Source organism: Flavobacterium melibiosi, from assembly GCF_048158545.1.
In the GTDB taxonomy this organism is placed as follows: Bacteria; Bacteroidota; Bacteroidia; order Flavobacteriales; family Flavobacteriaceae; genus Flavobacterium; species Flavobacterium melibiosi.
In genome coordinates, this window is sequence record NZ_JBLNKU010000001.1 from 194,761 (window position 1) to 214,174 (window position 19,414).

Sequence of the window (19,414 nt, forward strand, 5' to 3'; positions counted from 1 at the left end):
GTTCTTAGTTGTTTAGTAATGTTTTTAATTCTCCTTTTGATTTGATTAATTGAATTTCTGCCAGTTTGTAATCTAATATTGCCGTTGTGTAGTTGTTTTGAGCTTCGGTCAATGAATTTTCAGCATCCAATAAATCAGTTAAAGAAGCTAGTCCTTGTATGTAATTATTTCTGGTGTTGTCTAAAACATCTTGTGCTAATTGTGCATTTGTTTTTTGGTTGCTGATCGTAATTACACTGTTGTCAATTTGTATTTTTGCGTTTTCATAAGCTAAATCAAGGCTTAATTTCGTATCATTTATGTCTTCTTTCAATGATCTCAAATTAACATCTGCCTGTCTTACTTTTGCTCGAGTTCCAAATCCTTTAAAAATGGGAACTTTTAAGTTCAAACCAACAGAAGAGAAATCAGACCAATAAACGCCATCAGAAGGTTTTCCTCCCCAAGGTATTTCCGGGCCCTGACCAATATAATTATAACCTGCCGAAAATGAAAGCGTTGGGTAATAAGCCGCTTCATCTGCTTTCTTTTGATACGTTAATAATTGTTCTTGTTTTTTCAAAAGCAGATATTCTGTTCTGTTTGCTGTATTTGGTGCTTCAGAGAATGCTTGAGGCGTAACTTGAAATTCTGTTTGGGGAATAATGATTTTTGTTTCAATTGGCATTCCTATATAAAACTTCAAAGCATTTTCCTGCAACTGAACTGCATTCAAAACTTGTTGACGCTGTGTGTTGATATTCGAAATTTTCACTAAAATTCTATCCAAGTCAATTTTTTTTGCCAGACCGTTATCAAATTGTCCTTTGATTATGTTTTTCACTTTGTTTGTGTTAACATAATTACTGTCCAGAACATTTAATCTTTGGCGTTGAACGTATACTTGATAATAATTATTCGCCACTCTTTCAATTACTTGCTCTTCTGTCAACTGATCATTTATCTGATAGAATTCTCTGGTTGATCTTGCTGCTTTTAAACCTGTAAAAACAGATTGGTCAAAAAGGGTTTGTGTCAAAGAAACACCAGCTGTTGAATTCCATTTTTGTCCAAAATTGAGTTTAACTGTAGATCCGGGCTCACCACCAAAAGACCCTCCATCAAGGAAAGTGGTTTGTAAAATAGGATTGTAAGTCAATCCTCCGTTTGCAGAAATTTCAGGCAATGCTCTGGAACGTACTTCTTGAATCTGGTATTCGCTATTTTCTACTTTAAGTTTGGCTTTTTTAGCATCTGCTTTATTTTCTAAAGCATAGGTAATCGCATCTTTTAGCGTTAACGATTTAATTTCTTGTGATTTTGCAGTGATTGCAAAAATCAAGAAAGTGGTTAAAATTATATTCTTCATTATATATTAGGTTTTAGTATGTGTTTTTCAAGTTCAATAATTCCAGTTGGCGTTGCCAAAGCTCTGGTGTGGTATTCTAAAATTTCAAGTTCTAATTTTTGAGCTTCTTTTTCAGAACTTGTGGTTTCTTTAATGCTAAAAACCAAGAGATAATAAAATCGGATATAGCTTTCAATATTTACATTTTCGCGATACAATCCTTGTTTAATCCCTTTCTCAATATTTTGCTTGAAAATAGTGTTGCATTCGTTAATCTCTCTGGACATTACCTTTTCATATATTTCTGGGTAATGCTTTTTTAATTGGTATACCGGAGAAGTATCCGATGATTTAAACATTTCTTTAAACAATTTTCTTATCTCGAAATTTTCCTGAATTGCATTGTAATTTTTTAAAATAACATCGTCAATAATCTGGTGTATTTCTTTATGAATTGTTGCAGTGCTTTCCTCAATGAGTATTTCCTTATTACAAAAATACTTGTAAATCGTTTTTTTAGAAATGCACATTTCTCCGGCAATATCATCCATGGTAATGCTCTTAAAACCTAGCTTTAAGAACATCTCACTTGCTTTTGATATAATTTTCTCTTTCATTTTGTTTATTCTTAACCTGTTACGGTTTATTTAATTTATAGAAATAGGTTAAATTTCGAGTGCAAATGTAATAAGGAAACTTTGAACACCAAAATAGTTTCCAGTTATTTTGTAATTATTTAACATTTACATAAAACGACTTAAACTGTGAATTCTAAATTTGCAATAAGTTTGATGTCTTGCCCAGTAGTTATTCCGCCAGTTTGAGTAAATGCATTTGATGTTAATCCAAAATCTTTGCGATTGATGTCTCCCGTTATTTCAAATGCAGCTTTTTGATCGCCATTATAAGCGTTGATTCCAATGAATTCTGCGTCAAGCTCAACAACTTTTGTGATATTTTTGATAGTTAAATTTCCTTTCAAAAAATTAATATTCTTGTTCACTTTTTGAAAAGACGTAGATTTAAAACTTATAATTGGATATTCATTGATGTCAAAAAAATCATTCAATTTTAGATGAGAATCAATTTGTTCCAGTTTCGTATCGGTGTTGTTTACATTTAAAGAAAATTCGATCGAAGCATCTTCAATTTCATTATTCAGAATGTCTATATGTCCTTTAAATTTGTTAATGGTTCCTGCTAAATAGGCGATTATAGAATGTCTTATTTTAATCAGAACATCAGATTGTGTGGAATCAATTGTCCAAGTTGTTGTCATAATATTTTGGGTTTATTTAGGTTTGATTTTCATTTCATAATGGTTTGAAATGACTGTAATTGAAATGTTAAATTTCGATGCAAATGTAGATAGGAAACTTTGAATACCAAAATAGTTTCCAATGTATTTATGATTATTTAACATTTCATTAAGAAACGTAGTTTGGAATAAAGAGTGAATACTGTAAATTAGCCAAAAATTAATTTATGCATACCATTTATCAGTATCAGGAGTTCATTTCGGAATATTTGCAATCACAATATGAAGCCAAAGAGCCTAAGAATTTGTACGATCCGATACATTATATTTTAGATCTTGGAGGAAAAAGAATGCGTCCGGTACTTACACTTATGAGTGCTGAAGTTTTTGATGCAGATTATAAAAAAGCGTTGCCAGCAGCTTTAGCAGTTGAGGTTTTTCACAATTTTTCGTTAGTTCATGATGATATTATGGATGATGCGCCTTTGCGAAGAGGGAAGGAAACGGTTCATGAGAAATGGAATATAAATACCGGAATTTTATCTGGTGATGCGATGTTGATTTTGGCATATCAATATTTTGAAAAATACCGGCCAAAAATATTTCGTAAACTGGCTAAATTGTTTAGCAAAACTGCTCTCGAAGTTTGCGAAGGACAGCAATGGGATGTGGATTTTGAAGTTAGAAATGACGTTACCATTCCGGAATATCTTAAAATGATCGAATATAAAACGGCTGTTTTAGTTGCTGCAGCAATGAAAATGGGTGCAATTATTGCCGAAACTTCTAAGGAAAATGCGAATTTAATTTATGATTTTGGTCTGAATTTAGGATTGGCTTTTCAGTTGCAGGATGATTATTTAGATGCTTTTGGTGATCCGGAAACTTTTGGAAAACAAGTGGGAGGTGATATTATTGAAAACAAAAAAACCTATTTATATCTAAAAGCCGTTGCTTTTTCAGAAAAAGAACAGCAACAACAATTGATGGATTTGTTTTCTGTTCAACCAGATGATAATTCAGATAAAATCAAGGCGGTGAAAGAGATTTTTAATAGCTCCGGTGCCTCAAAAGCAACACAAGACGCCATTCAGGATTTTACATTTAAAGCTTTCCAAACATTAGATAAAATGAATGTCAGTGCTGATAAAAAAGCAATGCTAAGAGCTTTTGGTGAAAATTTAATGGGACGAAAAGTTTAGATTTTTGGTAACCATTCAGTAGTACAAACACTAGGCTAATTTCTGCCACAAAGACGCAAAGGCACAAATTTCAAATCAAAGAAGCTATTTTTGAGATAATTTAATTATTTAATATGTTCAAAAACTTATTTTTTCTTTGTGACTTTGCGACAATATTGTTTTATTTTTTAGTGGTAAAACGAACCTGAAGAGTTACGATTTTTGATTGCAGAAGTTTTACTTCGGATAAATAATGGTTTATTTCAAAAATCAGTATAATTTAAAAAAATCAAACATTTAGAGCAGTTTCTTAAAATCAAAAATCTAAATTCATTAATCCTTAATCTAAAATTAAATGTTTATAGCTCCAAAAAATACGGATTTACTACTTACCGAGGCGGAAGGAGAAAACTTATATTTGAAATTAATTGAACAAATGAATAAGGATTTCAATCTTGCGAATGAAGGAATTGATTTTCCGTTGAGTATCTCTCCCAATGAATTGAAGATACAATTACATGAAAAAATCTACAGATTAATTCAATATAAATTTGCCGAATATCTTAATCTACTTTATATAATTGATGTTTCTGAAGAACAAATAAAAAAGCTGGACGGCTCCGATTTAGTAATTCTTTCTGAACAAGTAGCTTTTCTAATTCTAAAAAGAGAATGGCAAAAAGTGTGGTTCAGGAATAAGTACTAAATACTTGTTGAATGTAATAATTAACATTGAAATAAAATTTACCATATAGCAAGATAAATTTCAAACTCTTTAACAATTCTGCTTACAATAAAAAAGCAGGATAGAAAATCCTGCTTTTACAACAAAATTCAACAACAATTATTCATTTAACTTTTACGTTTGTGTAAATTAAGGGAGTATAATTATACATTAACATTCATGTTATTTTCATCTTTAATATCTGCTTAACTAATTCAAAATATTTAGGATTCAAATGATATAATGTAAATTCCAGTACACTCAGATGTGTGGTAATTCCAATTTTAGTAAATCAGCAACTGGAATGCAATAAGTTGAATGTGATTTATTTTTAAATACATGATTTATAAGATTACTTTATTATTCATAAAATTTGTGATTACTTCATTTGTAATTTTAGGATTTGCACCTTCATTACTTGCAACCAATGCGCCTAATGCACAAGCAAAATCTATTGCTTTTTGTGGTTCCTTATTCATAAATAATTTGCTTAATAATCCAGCAAGAAAAGAATCTCCTGCGCCAACTGTATCGGCAACATTAATTTTATAACCACTATTGTAATACATTTTTCCATGGGTATACAAAACAGCTCCATGACTTCCTTTTGTCACGCATATGCTTTTTGCATTGGTTTGTTCAGCGATAAAAAGTATGTTTTGTTCCATTGAATGAAAAGGGGAATTTAGATATTCGCTTATTTCATACAATTCATCATCATTAAACTTGATGAAATCAGACTGCCTCATTAGATTAATAAGCAATTCTTTGGCGTAAAAAGGCGCTCTCAAATTGACATCAAATATTTTGTATTTTGCCTTTTGGATAAGGCTTAGCAAGGAATTATAAGACCTTTCATCTCTGCAAGCTAAACTTCCAAAAACTAAAGCGTCAGCATTTTCCACACAATTTTTTGCTTCGGTGGTAATTTCGATTTTATCCCAAGCTACTGGATAATTAATGGTGTAAGAGGCAGAACCTTTTTTGTCTAATTGAACGAGTACTTCACCTGTTGAATAAGTCTCATCTATTTGAATCGTGTCAGTTGGAATATTATTTGCCTGAATATATTCCAATAATTCTTTCCCGATTTCATCCTTTCCAATTCGGCTAATAATTTGGGCGTTAATTCCTAACGAAGTCAATCTCGAAGCCACATTCAAAGGTGCTCCGCCAATTTTTCTATGTGTCAGGAAAACATCAAATAAAACTTCTCCAAAAGCGACAATATTTAAAGTTTTTTTATTCATTTTTTTTCAAATTAGAACTCTGCTATAGCTATTTTAATTCAATTCTAAAATAACTGCATGAAATGGATTCAATACGATTTCTCCATTACTTTTCTGAGTAATAGTTTCATTGTAATTAGATATTAAAATTTCTGTTTTTGAAATATTTATACCCAAGTCAACTAAAGCCTTTTTTGGTTTAAAATTCAACATTACTACTACTTTAGTATCATCCAATTCTCTAGTATAACAATAGGTGTCTGGATTATCTTGGTCCAAAAGGGTATATTTACCATAAATCAATACTGGATTTAGTTTTCTCAGTTTTGTAATTTTTCTAAAATAATTTAAAACCGAATCAGGGTCGTTTTCTTGGTTCGCAACATTTACGGTTTCATAATTTGGATTTACCTTTATCCAAGGTGTTGTATTTGAAAATCCCCCATTAGATGAATTATCCCACTGAATAGGAGTACGTCCATTGTCACGGGCAGTAATTTTATGTGAAGATAAAAATTGTTCTAAATCTCCCCCTTCTTTTTTAGTCAAATTATACCAATTAATGGTTTCAATATCTCGATAGTCTTCGATAGTATCAAATTTGATATTTGACATTCCTATTTCATCGCCTTGATAATAATAAGGCGTTCCTCGCATTGAGAGTAAGAAAGTGGTGAGCATTTTTGAAGACAATGCACGCCATTCGGGACTATCATTACCCCAACGAGATACCATTCGTGGTTGGTCATGATTCCCAAAATAGATTGTTCCCCAACCTTTTTCAGCCAAAGCCTTATCCCAACGAGTAAATATTGCTTTCAAATCGACCAATTTCCAACCTTCCTCAGCAGCCACTTTTCGAGGTAAAAGTCCCAAATAAGCATGGTCGAAATGATAGGACATATTCAATTCGTTACGGTCTGCATCTACAAAATCTAAAACATTTTCTATGCTTGTTCCAGGTCCTTCAGCAACAGACATTATATCATATTTACTTAATACTTCACGGTTCATTTCATGCAAGTATTCGTGTAAACGCTCGCCCGAAGCATAGAAATAATCCCACATTTTGCCTTGGTATTTTTCGGGAATTGGTGGGTATGAAAGGTCTTTTGAAATAAATGTAATAACATCCATTCGGAAACCATCAATCCCTTTTTTGAACCAATAGTGCATCATGTCATATATTTCATGTCTCAATTTTGGGTTTTCCCATTTCAAATCGGGTTGTTTTTGCGAAAAATAGTGTAAATAATAGGCATTTGTCGCTTCATCATATTTCCAAGCATCGCCTTCGGGGTCGAAAAAACTCCAACGAGGGGCAGGTTTTCCGTCCTCGGCATTAACCCAATGATAATAATCCCGATAAGGGTTTTCCCTTGATTTTCGAGATTCTTTGAACCAAAAATGTTCATCGCTCGAATGATTGACAACCAAATCCATGACGAGTTTTATTCCTCGTTCGTGCATACCCTTAAGCAACTCATCGAAATCTTCCATTGTGCCAAACTCCGACATAATATTTTGATAATCCGATATATCATAGCCATTATCATCATTCGGTGAACTGTAAACAGGATTGAGCCAAACGACATCAATACCTAAACTTTTGATATAATCTAATTTTGAAATTATTCCTTGTAAGTCGCCGATACCATCGCCATTACTATCTTTAAAACTGCGTGGGTAAATTTGATAGACAACAGCCTCTTTCCACCATGTTTTTTCTATTTTATTCATTTTTTAAAAGATTTAATTAAATTCTAAACGTTCTCCATCAATGCCCACTATTGGGTACATTTACCTTTCGATATTTTCAACAGTCGGTGTAATGCGCATACATAAAGCTGCCGCAATTAACCAACAAATACCCGCCAAAATAATCGCATTACGTGGGTCGCCAGCCAACAAAGAATCATAATAAAGAGGAACTGTTAACATGCTGATAATTTGCGGAATACAGATAAAAGCGTTCAAAATACCCATATAAACACCCATTCTTGCAGGTTGCACAGTCGTCGAAAGCATGATGTATGGGACGGTACAAATCGCTGAAAAACCGATGCCTGTCAAGAAACATAGTGCAAAAACAGCCATTATATTAGTGGTGAATAGTGTGCCGATGAAACCAATCGCTCCAATAGTTAGGAATAAGGCAAAAACCTTACGCATGCCGATACGCTTAATCAAAGGAGTAAACACAAAAGACATTAATATAGGTGCAACGCAATAAAAAGCAATAGCTACACCCCCCATTTTAACCCCATCAGCAAAACCTGCCGACTCTACTGTTGGAGCATTATACACATGGCGGGCAATCGAAAGTGAATAATATTGCCACATCAAAGGCAGACCGTACCAACAAGCAAGTTTGACCCACCACATTTGACGCATTGCCAAAGGCATTTCTTTTACTGCCACAAAAATTTCTTTGAAAGCCCCGAAAAGACCACCACTTTCCGCTTGCTTTTTTCGGAAGGCATCCATGTCTGAAGGGGGATATTCTTTGGTGGTGTAACTCGTCCAAAGTATAGAACCTATAATAATTGCTGCTCCCATTAGAAAGGCATATTTTACAAAATCGGGTATATTTTCTCCTGTTGTTAGGGTAGAAAGCCCTAAAAGTGTCAATAAATAAGGTAAAATGCTAGAAAATAATTGCCCTACACCAATCAAAAATGCTTGAACTGAAAAGCCTTTCGCTTGTTGTTCTTTGGGTAAAATATCACCCACCATTGCTCTAAAGGGCTCCATTGAACTATTGACAGCCGCATCTAAAATCCACATAAAACCTGCCGCCATCCAAATAGCCGAAGAATAAGGCATCAAAATCAAAATGATACTGGCAATAATAGCTCCTGTCAAGAAATAAGGGCGACGACGACCAAAACGATTCCAAGTATTATCGCTCATTGCCCCTATAATCGGCTGAATCACAAGTCCAGTAACGGGTCCCGCCAGCCAAAGAAGCGGTAAGCTGTGTTCATTGGCTCCCAAATAGCGAAAAATAGGACTCATATTGGCTAATTGTAAGCCCATACCGAACTGAATACCGAGAAACCCGAAACACATATTCCAAATTTGCCCAAGCGATAATTTAGGTTTTTGTTGATTTTCCATTTTTATATTATTTTAAACTTACATGCTATTATTAAATAGAGGATAAACCACAAACTTATAAGTTATGAAATGCATTTAATTATTTTTTTTATTCTTTTTTTATTAAAAATAATTCGTTATTTTGGAATACTTTTGAAATGCTTTGAAACAAAATATTTTGCTTTATGAATCTTACTAAATACGTCTGCGAAAAATTATATATGGAAGTTAAAAACAAACTTCAAGAAGAATTTATGATGCGTGGCATGACTTATAGAGGTTCAGAAACATCTATTTGGAAGTTAGAAAACCCAAAAAACAATAAGACTTATTTTCAGCAAATTCTTGAAGAGACTTCACAAACATCATTTTCTACCACTTTTAACAATATGTATCTCTGGAGAAAACGTAATGAAATTAAACAAAAAGAGGTTATTAATTTTAGGGAAGATTATCTCTTTGTATTTATAAAATTTTTGGGTTACGCTAATACGCATCAATATATAAATGAGTATTCACTGACGTTAAACAATTTTTTAGGAATTAAAGCAGAAGGTAAAGCGGTTATTGTTCAACCTATTTTTGAGATTAATAAACTAGTTCCAATGAATGATATGATTGGTAAGTTTGCCCTTGCAAATGAACAAACGCATGATTCAAGAGATACAGAATGTGTATTAGAACTTATTACTCTTTTCCAAGATTATAATCAAATACTTCCTAAGCGGATTCATGACCAAGATATTGTTACGTTTGAAAATGGAAATTATAAGTTTGACGAAACAATTTTAAAACAAAACAAAACAAATTGTGTGTTTTCTATAGGTTTTTATTCTAACTATTTTACACTTTGGGCTCTGACAAAGCATGCAACTCAATATATTGATTTTACAGAAAAGCCATTACGTTTTAGAGTTAGATATTTTAACCAACAATTGCAACAAAGTTGTTGGACTGACTACTATGAAATGAATGATCAGTATGATATCGGTTTCTTAATAAAACTACCTATAAAATTCTCCCAAGAAATATTAAATAGTTATTTTTTCTGTGGCATTGGAAACAAAGCTACACAAGCTATTACAAGTTATTTCTGTAAGAACTGGAAAACAATTCAAAACAAAAGAGATTTTGAACAAGATACCCTTATAAATGATTCTTCTTTTATTATTGTTTTTAAAGTAAGTAAAAGTAACTTAAAGGAAATCTATATAGAAAAAGTTATAAAACTTGAAAATTTGATTTGAAATCACATTAAATAATTATATCAATTACCTGTTGTGTCAATTATTCAAAACGCCAGTTCGTGCCGACGCTTCTGGATTTTGTGTTATAAAACGGAACAAAACTTCTCGATACGCTTCGCACTCGAAGTGACGTGTATCGAGACCATTTTAACGCTAATTTTCTAGTTCTTGAACAATTTTCTTCCCGAAGCTTCGGGAGATCATTACTCAAGCTGAAGAAGATTATCATCAAAAACTAATTCTAACTAACGTTTTTGTTTGAAGTTAAAAAATAAATAAAAATAGATTTTCAATGTTTTTTAGCAATGACAAGGGGGTGGCGATTTTCCCGATTTTTGTGATAGCTTTTAATTTCTAAAAATAAACCCTAACAAAAGGCATAAAAGGGCTACCGTAAATGTTGTTATTGTCATTTAATACATTGTAACGAGCACCAATCGTCACATTTCCGGATCTATAACCGGCACCAAGAAACAAACCGGTGTTCCAGTAATCTTGTGAATTGCTATTGGAACCATCTAAATCTACATTGACTCTTAATTGTTCTAATTCTGCCGAAAGTTGAATTTCGTTAATAGGACTAAAGAGTCCTATAATACTGCCTCCATATAAATGGGAGGCGTAATAATTTTTTTGCTTTGCATAAGTATATTGGGCACCAAGACCCAAAGCTACATATTCATTGAAGTTGTAAATAGCACTAGGAGCCAGTGAAATATTAGTATAACCAGAGCCAAAACCCAATCCGATTCCGCCTCCAAATTGAACTTTCTTCCAAAAATCACTTTGCGATTGGGGATCAATCGTTTGTTGTTGTGCTAATAAAAAATGGGAAGAGAATAAGGTTGTCAAAATTAAAAAAGATCTTAAAATGACTAAATGATGATTTTTTTTCATGTTTTAAGGGTTTTTTTAACAAATTTTTACGTAAAAGTACGTAAAAAATTAATTTAGATATACTGGATTATTGTACTTTTGTCAAACTATTTAACAAAAAGTACATTCACTAACATTATGGATAGGTTTTCATTTTTAAACGCAGCACATACCGAATTTTTCGCACAATTATACGATCAATATTTAGAAAATCCAGACAGCGTTGAGCCAAGTTGGAGAAGTTTTTTTCAAGGTTTCGACTTTGGGATGGCTAGCTACAATGGTGAAAGTAAAGTGGAGCAGATGGCAGATTTTGCCGTTAATAACTCTGATTGTACTATTGTTTCGGATAAACTTCAAAAAGAATTCAACGTACTGAAATTGATTGATGGGTACCGTTCCCGTGGACATTTGTTTACAAAAACAAATCCCGTGAGAGACAGAAGAACTTCTTCACCTACTTTAGACATCGTAAATTTTGGACTTTCTGGAACAGATTTAAATACTGTTTTTGATGCGGCAAAGGTTATAGGTATTCAGCCTTGTACGCTTCAGGAGATTATAATGCATCTTGATGCTATTTATTGTCAGCACATTGGGGTCGAGTATATGTATATTCGTAAACCTGAAGTGGTGGAATGGATTCAGAAAAAACTGGGAAAAAATGACAATCAGCCTAGTTTTTCTGCTGATGAAAAGAAATCGATTCTTAATAAATTAAACGAAGCAGTTTCTTTTGAGAATTTTTTACATACAAAATACGTTGGTCAAAAACGATTTTCTCTTGAAGGAGGGGAATCTGTAATTCCTGCTTTGGATGCCTTGATTGAAAAAGCTGCTGAAAAAGGAGTAGAACAATTTGTAATGGGAATGGCACATAGAGGTCGTTTGAATGTTTTGGCCAATATTTTTGGCAAATCTACCCAAGACATTTTTGGAGAATTTGACGGTAAAGATTATGACCAGGAATATTTTGACGGAGATGTAAAGTACCATTTAGGTCTTACAGCTGATAAAATTACAAGTACTGGAAAAAACATAAATATTAATTTGGCTCCAAATCCTTCTCACCTTGAAACAGTAGGTGCAGTAATTGAAGGAATTACAAGAGCAAAACAAGATAAATATTTTCCCAATGATTTTTCTAAAGTTTTACCAATCGCCGTTCACGGTGATGCCGCGATTGCTGGTCAGGGAATTCTTTATGAAATTGTGCAAATGGCGCAATTGGACGGTTATAAAACTGGGGGTACAATTCACATTGTAATCAACAATCAGGTAGGTTTTACAACTAATTACCTTGATGCCCGTTCCTCAACCTATTGTACTGATGTTGCCAAAGTAACGCTTTCACCGGTATTGCACGTGAATGCAGATGATGCTGAAGCTGTAGTACATGCCATGTCGTTCGCTTTAGATTTCAGAATGCAATTTGGTCGTGATGTATTTATCGATTTATTAGGATATAGAAAATACGGACATAATGAAGGAGATGAACCTCGTTTCACGCAGCCGGTATTGTATAAAATTATAGCAAAACATCAAAACCCAAGAGATATTTATGCTGAAAAGTTATTGTCTGAAGGAGTTATTGATGCTACTTATGTGAACGGATTAGAAAAAGAATACAAATCTAATCTTGAAGTAAACCTTGAAGCGTCTCGTAAAAAAGACTTGACAATCATCACTCCGTTTATGAAAAATGAATGGAAAGGTTTTGAGCAAGTTACTGATACGCAAATGCTAGAAAAAGTGGATACTGCTTATTCTGTAGCAGGACTTACGGAAGTTGCAAACGCAATTTGTAATTTGCCAGCGGATAAAAAGTTTATCAGTAAAATCCAAAAACTGATTAATGACAGAAAAACAATGTTTTTTGAAACCAATAAGTTGGACTGGGCAATGGCCGAACATTTAGCTTATGGGTCATTATTAAAAGAAGGATATGATGTTCGTATTTCTGGACAAGATGTCGAAAGAGGTACTTTTTCTCATCGTCATGCCGTTGTAAAAGTTGAAGATTCAGAAGAAGAAGTAGTTTTGATAAATAATTTGGAAGGTAAAGTAGGGAAATTCAATATTTTTAATTCCCTTTTATCTGAATATGGTGTTTTAGGTTTTGATTATGGCTATGCTTTAACAAATCCAAATACATTGACTATATGGGAAGCACAATTTGGAGATTTCAGTAATGGAGCCCAAATTATGATTGACCAATACATTTCTTGTGGAGAAGATAAATGGAACAATCAAAACGGAATCGTTTTATTATTGCCTCATGGATATGAAGGACAAGGAGCGGAGCATTCGTCAGCTAGAATGGAGCGTTATTTACAACTTTGCGCCAGACATAATATGTATGTTGCCGATTGTACAACGCCTGCCAACTTCTTCCACTTGTTGAGAAGACAAATGAAAACGACTTTCCGTAAACCGCTTATTGTATTTACGCCAAAGAGTTTATTGCGTGATCCAAGAGTCTTGTCGCCTGTAGAAGATTTTGCATCAGGAAGTTTCCAAGAAACATTTGATGATGAGACAGTTAATAAAGCCGATGTGAAGACATTAGTTTTTTGTACCGGAAAATTCTATTATGACATCACAGCCGAAAGAGAGAACAACGGACGTAATGATGTAGCCGTAGTAAGAATCGAACAATTGTTCCCATTGCCAGTGGAGCAATTAAGCGCCATTATTGCTAAATATTCAAATGCCGATGATTATGTTTGGGCACAAGAAGAGCCAAAAAATATGGGAGCTTACAGTTATATGTTGATGAATTTTGATTTAGTAAAATGGAGATTGGCTTCATTAAAAGCATATTCAGCACCAGCAGCGGGAAGTTATACAAGAGCAAAACGTCGTCAGGCCGATGCGATACGAATGGTATTCGATAAAAATTTATATAGATAGTCATTGCGAGGAACGAAGCAATCTCACTAAAATAAGTATTTTTAGGAGCCAGGAACCTGCTTTACGTTGCAAACGAAGTTCACTGAACTCCGCTTAAAATGAAAGTTAAGTGAAGTAATCTTTTTATTTTAAAAAAAAATAAAAAGGATTTTCACTGCAATCAGGGCTAAAAAACAGTTCACACAATAAACACATAGATTGTTTTTGAACAATTTAAAATTTAAAATTCATAATTTAAAATAATAGAACATGATTTTAGAAATGAAAGTCCCATCACCAGGGGAATCTATAAAAGAAGTTGAAATTGCAACTTGGTTGGTAAAAGACGGAGACTATGTAGAGAAAGACCAAGCGATTGCTGAGGTTGATTCTGATAAAGCAACATTAGAATTGCCTGCAGAAGCAAGCGGAATCATTACATTAAAAGCAGAAGAAGGTGATGCAGTTGCAGTAGGAGCAGTAGTTTGTTTAATTGACACTAGTGCTGCTAAACCATCTGGTGCTGCACCAGCGGTAGCAGTTGAAGAACCAAAAGCTGAAGTTAGAGCAGCAGCCCCAAAAGCGGCTCCAGTAGCAGCAGCCCCAGCAGCAACTTACGCTTCAGGAACACCATCTCCAGCAGCAAGAAAAATATTAGACGAGAAAAATATAGCACCAGCTTCAGTAACAGGAACTGGAAAAGACGGAAGAATCACTAAAGATGATGCCGTAAATGCAGTTCCATCTATGGGAACTCCTACAGGTGGATCTCGTGGAACGGAAAGAACTAAATTATCTATGTTACGTCGTAAAGTAGCAGAAAGATTAGTTGCTGCCAAAAATGAAACAGCGATGTTGACTACTTTCAACGAGGTAAACATGACGCCAATCAACTTGATTCGTAATGAATACAAAGATGCGTTCAAAGCAAAACATGGTGGAATTGGTTTAGGATATATGTCTTTCTTTACAAAAGCAGTAACCAGAGCATTAAAATTATTCCCAGATGTAAATTCAATGATGGATGGTGATCATAAGATTGCTTTCGATTTTTGCGACATTTCAATTGCGGTTTCAGGACCAAAAGGATTAATGGTTCCTGTAGTTCGTAATGCTGAAAACTTGACTTTCCGTGGTGTTGAAGCAGATATTAAAAGATTAGCATTAAAAGCACGTGACGGACAAATTACGGTTGATGATATGACTGGTGGAACGTTCACGATTACTAATGGTGGTGTTTTTGGAAGTATGTTGAGTACTCCAATTATCAATCCTCCACAATCTGGAATTCTTGGAATGCACAACATTATTGAGCGTCCTATTGCCGTAAACGGAAAAGTGGAAATTCATCCTATGATGTATGTAGCACTTTCTTATGATCATAGAATTATTGATGGTCGTGAGTCTGTGGGTTTCTTGGTAGCTGTAAAAGAAGCTTTAGAAAATCCATTAGAATTATTGTTGGATAACAATCCTAAAAAAGCATTAGAATTGTAATACCTATACTTTGTCATTCTGACGAAGGAAGAATCTCTATCCCGTTTAGTTTTACTAAACGGGATTTTTTTTAATTCTCCTTAAATTCCACAGCATCAAAAAGAGCATAGTTTTGGTTTTGCGGAATGTGGTCGCCTATAAATTGTAAATTCTCGACACTGCAATAGATCTTAAATTTGGTGGTTTTGCCATAACTAAGTTGAACAGTTGCCATAATTGCATCATTGATTTTCCAACTTACATTATAACGCCCGTTTGAGGTTAGTGTTAATTGTAGCGTAAGATTATACCATTGTCCTCTTTTGACCTTCTTTTGGACAGATTGGAACGGATAGCCCTGTGAGGTCATATATACGATAAGATCGTCTGGTTCTGCTTCCAATTGATCTCGGATGGCCTGCTTTCCGTAACCAATCTCAAAATCAAGTTCGCGTGTATCGTTATTGTATAAAAAAGCTCCAATGCTTGCCATGTCGCCAACACCCATTTCAGGCACAAAAACAGTCCAACGGTATGTTCCTGCGGCAAAACTTGTAATCGTTTTTATTTTTGATCTTTCCCAAGTATTTGGATTGGTAAAAATGCGCAAATTTCCATTTTCAATCCAGTAATTTGGATTGCCAACTTGGGTAGCATCTACCCATTCCGTTAAATTATCGAAGTTCCAAATTTTTGAAGTAGTAGTATTTGGAATTTTTGAAGTGCTGGTTTTCAAAATACTGGGATTGTTGGAATCTGAATTGGTTATTGTTTCATTTTCGTTAGTTAAGTTATCGGGAGAACAAGAAAATAAAAGTAGTGCCATAAATATCAATAATTTTTTGAAAATAGTTTTCATATTTCTTGAGGTTTAAAGGACGGTTATTATTGTAAATATAAGCAATAATTAAAATAGTCTACGATCGCTTTTCCTTTCATTAAAACATCGGCACCTATTATTCCATGTACAGGTTTTGATTTGTGTTGGATGAGGGCTTCATTCACATGGGATAAATCGAAAATTACGAGATCAAACGCTACATCTTTCCAGTTGCCCAGTTGCAGTTGATTTTTAAAAGCAATTTGCGTGAACATTCCGTTTGCTCCCGCACCAGACGCTTTCGTTTTAGATTTTTTGGCCTCCAATGAAAACAAATCAATACTCTCAAATCCTACACAACTATTTGAAGCACCTGTGTCAAGGATAAAGTTGCCAAGTACGCCGTTAATCTTTGCTTTTATTAATAAATGCTGTGTTTTGGTAATCTTAAATTTTACTTTTTTATAGTTTTCTTTCTTAAGAATATCGTGGAGGTTTTTCATTTATGCTGAATTTATTTCAGTATCTAGTTTTATGTCAGGCAAAGGGTTTTTACAAAGATACACGAAGGATTCGTTGTTTAAGGAACTTTGCTAATCTTCTTTTTTACTTTGGAAAACAATTTTTTCAACAGGAAAAATAATCCGATACAACCCAAAAACACTAACAAATAGATTAAGTAACTATTGTTTTTTGGAGTTTCAATTCCGCCGTAATACACAAAAGCACTCCAGTAATAAGGCGATTTTTTGGCATTTGAAATGCTTTTGTTCTTTAAAAAATCAAGTTTTGTATTGGCATTAGCTTCAAAATAAGATTGACTCTTTTTGTAGTTTTTATAAAAATTATCCATAAAAACGGATGTTGTATAATCATTCACCTTCCACAATGAAAATAATAAATTTTGTGCTCCGGCAAATTGAAAACCTCTGGCAATACTCATCGCTCCTTCGGATTTGTAGAGTTTTCCTATTCCAGTTTCGCAGGCGCTCAATACCACTAATTCCGGATTGATTTTCAAATTATATAACTCCGAATACAAGATTTCCTGATCGTAGAATTTAATGCTGGCTGGCGTTTCAATATCGCCTGCGGAAGCATGCGTAGACAAATGCAAAATAGAATAGTTACTGGCATTTCTTTTAAAATTATCGAATGTTGCCGTTGCATTTTCAAAAAACCGACCCTCAAAATTCTTTTTTATGGATTGCAATTCGGTCTTCGAAAAAGTCAATGCATAATCAGTTTTTTCAAAAACAGGAAATATCCCTAGAACAGTTTGCTGCTCTGCCGAAAGTGGTTTTGCATTCAAATAAAATGTAGCCGAATTGCTATAGGCAATCTTGAAATCATTCAGTAAATAGCGCATTTTGGCAAAATTACTCGTGGCCGTTTCTTTTGTGATTAAAGCTTCAAATGAGAGGAAATTGAGGATTCCATCAGGAATAATCAGTAGGTTTTTATGGATTGCATTTTTGGGTAATTTGAGTAAATCAAAAGCGATTTTTCCCTGTCTATTGTAGCCTTTTATATCATTTGTAATGGTATTGGCATCAGTAAAATAGTCCAGGAATTGCCAAATTTTAACAATGGAATGTGCATTATTACTAAAAGAGTTTAATTTTATTTGTTCGTTTTCCAAAGTAAAATAATACATCTTTTCAAACCCCGAGAAATAATAAACCATAATGGTTTTGTCTTTTTCGAGCTTTGAAAATAAAGCTTTTAGATCTAAATTTTCCGGAATAAATTTGGGGTTTTTTAAACGAATTTTTTTAAGCGAAAGCATTAGTTCATTTTGCTTTTTGATGGCTTCGTTTATTTTTGAAATATCGGCTAAAGATCCTTTTTGCTGTTCTTTGATGATGGCATTACTCCAGTTTTGCAATTGTTCTAAATGTAATTTTTCGGCCTTTGAAATGGTTTTGTTTTGGGTAAGATAACTTTTTAAAACACCTGATTTTGTTCGTTCAGCTAATTGGAAAGCGCTTTCTATATAGCTGCTTTTTTTCTCCTTTTGATAGAGTAAATCATAAATGGCGATACATTTTTCGGTGCGGTTTCTAACTCGGGTTTGATTGATAATTTTAGAGTTTTCATAAACTAAAAGATTGGCAAATAAATCTTCGATATGGAATGAAAGCGCATAGGCTTCCAATGCTTTTTTGGGTTGATTTTGTCTTTGAAAAATAGTAGCTTGTAAATCCAGCGCGTCCAGTAAAACGGTTTCGGAATAAAGTGAACTTTGATTGGGCAGAATGTTTTTTTTATTGGAGTAATTTGGAATTAGAGTTCTGAAAACATTCGAAATTAACACAGTTGCTTCAGTGTATTTTTTCTGTTCAAATAGCAGTAAAGCGTTTTCATAATCGAGTTTGGCTATTTTTCTGGGTTCTTTACTGTTGGTTTCCAAAAACAGTTTTATTGCCTTTTCAAAATACGAATTGGCACGTTCAAAGTCTTGTTGCTGACTATAAATCGAGACTAAGTTTCGGTAAACATTAGATAGTGTTTCAGATTGATTTTTTTCTTTTTCTAATAATTTTTTAGACATTTCGAATGCGTTTTGAGCTTTTCGATACGCATCAGGATTTATACTTGTTGCGTGACTGCTAATGCTATAATTGGCTCCCAAGTTATTGAGTAAAATTCCTTTTTGGGCGTTTGAGAGTTTTTCAATCTTAATGGTTTTTTCTAATAATTCTATAGCCAATACACTCTTGCCGGAACTTTGATACACGTTCGATAAATTGAGAATGGCCGCTATTTTTTGCGATTGGTTTTTCCCGGCATTGGCAATGAAATAATACTGTTTTATGGTGTTTTCGGCATTGTCATAATCACCTAAAATCGTATATAAATTTCCTAATGGCTTCAGGCAATATTCGATGATGTCATAATCCTGTCCCGAAGTGTCGGGATTGTTTTTCTCATATATTTGCCATGCTTTTTCGTAGCTTGAAATCGCTTGATTGGTTTTGCCAAATTGGTTTTGATAGAAAGCGATATTGCAATTTAATACTACAAGCGCCAATAGTTCATTCTTAGATTTTGGATTTGGACTTTTGTAAAATTCCTTTTCGTTTTTGGTAAGGTTTTGTAAGTTTTCAGCGGATGGATTTGCTACAAAAACATCAATTGCATTGTAAATTTTATCTTCTTTAGAAATAGTATTTTGTCCAAAAGTATTTAGATTTAAAAGAAAAAAAAATAAAACATACAAGGAATTTAAGTTCATATAAGCTTTGTGTTGAATAAATAAAAAAGAATGATTTTTAGTTATGA

The 19,414-nt window shown here is 33.6% G+C and carries 15 protein-coding genes; 5 read left to right on the forward strand and 10 right to left on the reverse strand.

The window, feature by feature from the left end; translation table 11 throughout:
- Positions 1-4 precede the first annotated feature (4 nt).
- The 3 genes from ACM55F_RS00810 to ACM55F_RS00820 form a co-directional block, all read right to left on the reverse strand.
- Positions 5-1,348: a TolC family protein gene (locus tag ACM55F_RS00810; RefSeq protein WP_416851771.1), complete on the reverse strand. Its 1,344-nt coding sequence runs from the start codon at positions 1,346-1,348 to the stop codon at positions 5-7.
- Positions 1,348-1,944 (reverse strand): TetR/AcrR family transcriptional regulator, encoded by a 597-nt coding sequence (locus ACM55F_RS00815; RefSeq protein WP_416851772.1) that lies wholly within the window; start codon positions 1,942-1,944, stop codon positions 1,348-1,350. The genes ACM55F_RS00810 and ACM55F_RS00815 overlap by 1 nt, the downstream gene beginning before the upstream one ends.
- 140 nt (positions 1,945-2,084) lie before the next feature.
- On the reverse strand, positions 2,085-2,606 hold the full coding sequence (locus ACM55F_RS00820) for a YceI family protein (RefSeq protein WP_416851773.1): 522 nt from the start codon (positions 2,604-2,606) through the stop codon (positions 2,085-2,087).
- Between the two features lie 206 nt (positions 2,607-2,812).
- On the opposite strand from ACM55F_RS00820, the gene ACM55F_RS00825 reads away from it, so the two are divergent.
- Positions 2,813-3,787: a polyprenyl synthetase family protein gene (locus tag ACM55F_RS00825; protein WP_416851775.1), complete on the forward strand. Its 975-nt coding sequence runs from the start codon at positions 2,813-2,815 to the stop codon at positions 3,785-3,787.
- Between the two features lie 334 nt (positions 3,788-4,121).
- The gene (locus ACM55F_RS00830; protein ID WP_416851777.1) at positions 4,122-4,472 is read left to right on the forward strand and encodes a hypothetical protein; all 351 of its coding nucleotides are present in this window, start codon (positions 4,122-4,124) and stop codon (positions 4,470-4,472) included.
- A gap of 362 nt (positions 4,473-4,834) precedes the next feature.
- Here ACM55F_RS00830 and ACM55F_RS00835 read toward each other — a convergent pair whose 3' ends face one another.
- The 3 genes from ACM55F_RS00835 to ACM55F_RS00845 are packed head-to-tail and all read right to left on the reverse strand — an operon-like array spanning position 4,835 to position 8,839.
- Entirely contained in the window at positions 4,835-5,740 is a 906-nt protein-coding gene (locus ACM55F_RS00835; protein WP_416851778.1) for a carbohydrate kinase family protein, read from the reverse strand.
- A gap of 33 nt (positions 5,741-5,773) precedes the next feature.
- Entirely contained in the window at positions 5,774-7,459 is a 1,686-nt protein-coding gene (locus ACM55F_RS00840) for a glycoside hydrolase family 13 protein (RefSeq protein WP_416851779.1), read from the reverse strand.
- 60 nt (positions 7,460-7,519) lie between these two features.
- A complete protein-coding gene (locus tag ACM55F_RS00845) occupies positions 7,520-8,839 on the reverse strand; it encodes an MFS transporter (RefSeq protein ID WP_416851780.1) in 1,320 nt (439 codons plus the stop codon).
- A 200-nt stretch (positions 8,840-9,039) separates the two neighbouring features.
- On the opposite strand from ACM55F_RS00845, the gene ACM55F_RS00850 reads away from it, so the two are divergent.
- The gene (locus tag ACM55F_RS00850) at positions 9,040-10,065 is read left to right on the forward strand and encodes a hypothetical protein (RefSeq protein WP_416851781.1); all 1,026 of its coding nucleotides are present in this window, start codon (positions 9,040-9,042) and stop codon (positions 10,063-10,065) included.
- Between the two features lie 354 nt (positions 10,066-10,419).
- On the opposite strand, the gene ACM55F_RS00855 is transcribed toward ACM55F_RS00850, so the two are convergent.
- Complete coding sequence (locus tag ACM55F_RS00855) at positions 10,420-10,962, reverse strand: hypothetical protein (protein ID WP_416851782.1); 543 nt, start codon at positions 10,960-10,962, stop codon at positions 10,420-10,422.
- Positions 10,963-11,079: 117 nt separating this feature from the next.
- On the opposite strand from ACM55F_RS00855, the gene ACM55F_RS00860 reads away from it, so the two are divergent.
- Both ACM55F_RS00860 and odhB read left to right on the forward strand, forming a co-directional pair.
- On the forward strand, positions 11,080-13,854 hold the full coding sequence (locus ACM55F_RS00860) for a 2-oxoglutarate dehydrogenase E1 component (RefSeq protein WP_416851783.1): 2,775 nt from the start codon (positions 11,080-11,082) through the stop codon (positions 13,852-13,854).
- 249 nt (positions 13,855-14,103) lie between these two features.
- Positions 14,104-15,330, forward strand: coding sequence for a 2-oxoglutarate dehydrogenase complex dihydrolipoyllysine-residue succinyltransferase (gene odhB / locus ACM55F_RS00865; protein WP_416851784.1), 1,227 nt, complete (start codon positions 14,104-14,106; stop codon positions 15,328-15,330).
- Between the two features lie 70 nt (positions 15,331-15,400).
- On the opposite strand, the gene ACM55F_RS00870 is transcribed toward odhB, so the two are convergent.
- The 3 genes from ACM55F_RS00870 to ACM55F_RS00880 all read right to left on the reverse strand — a co-directional run bounded on the left by ACM55F_RS00870 (position 15,401) and on the right by ACM55F_RS00880 (position 19,367).
- Positions 15,401-16,168: a hypothetical protein gene (locus ACM55F_RS00870; protein ID WP_416851785.1), complete on the reverse strand. Its 768-nt coding sequence runs from the start codon at positions 16,166-16,168 to the stop codon at positions 15,401-15,403.
- A gap of 26 nt (positions 16,169-16,194) precedes the next feature.
- Complete coding sequence (locus tag ACM55F_RS00875) at positions 16,195-16,632, reverse strand: retropepsin-like aspartic protease (RefSeq protein ID WP_416851787.1); 438 nt, start codon at positions 16,630-16,632, stop codon at positions 16,195-16,197.
- Between the two features lie 77 nt (positions 16,633-16,709).
- Positions 16,710-19,367 carry a CHAT domain-containing protein gene (locus ACM55F_RS00880; RefSeq protein ID WP_416851788.1) on the reverse strand — a complete coding sequence of 886 codons (2,658 nt, stop codon included), beginning with the start codon at positions 19,365-19,367 and terminating at the stop codon, positions 16,710-16,712.
- Positions 19,368-19,414 lie beyond the last annotated feature (47 nt).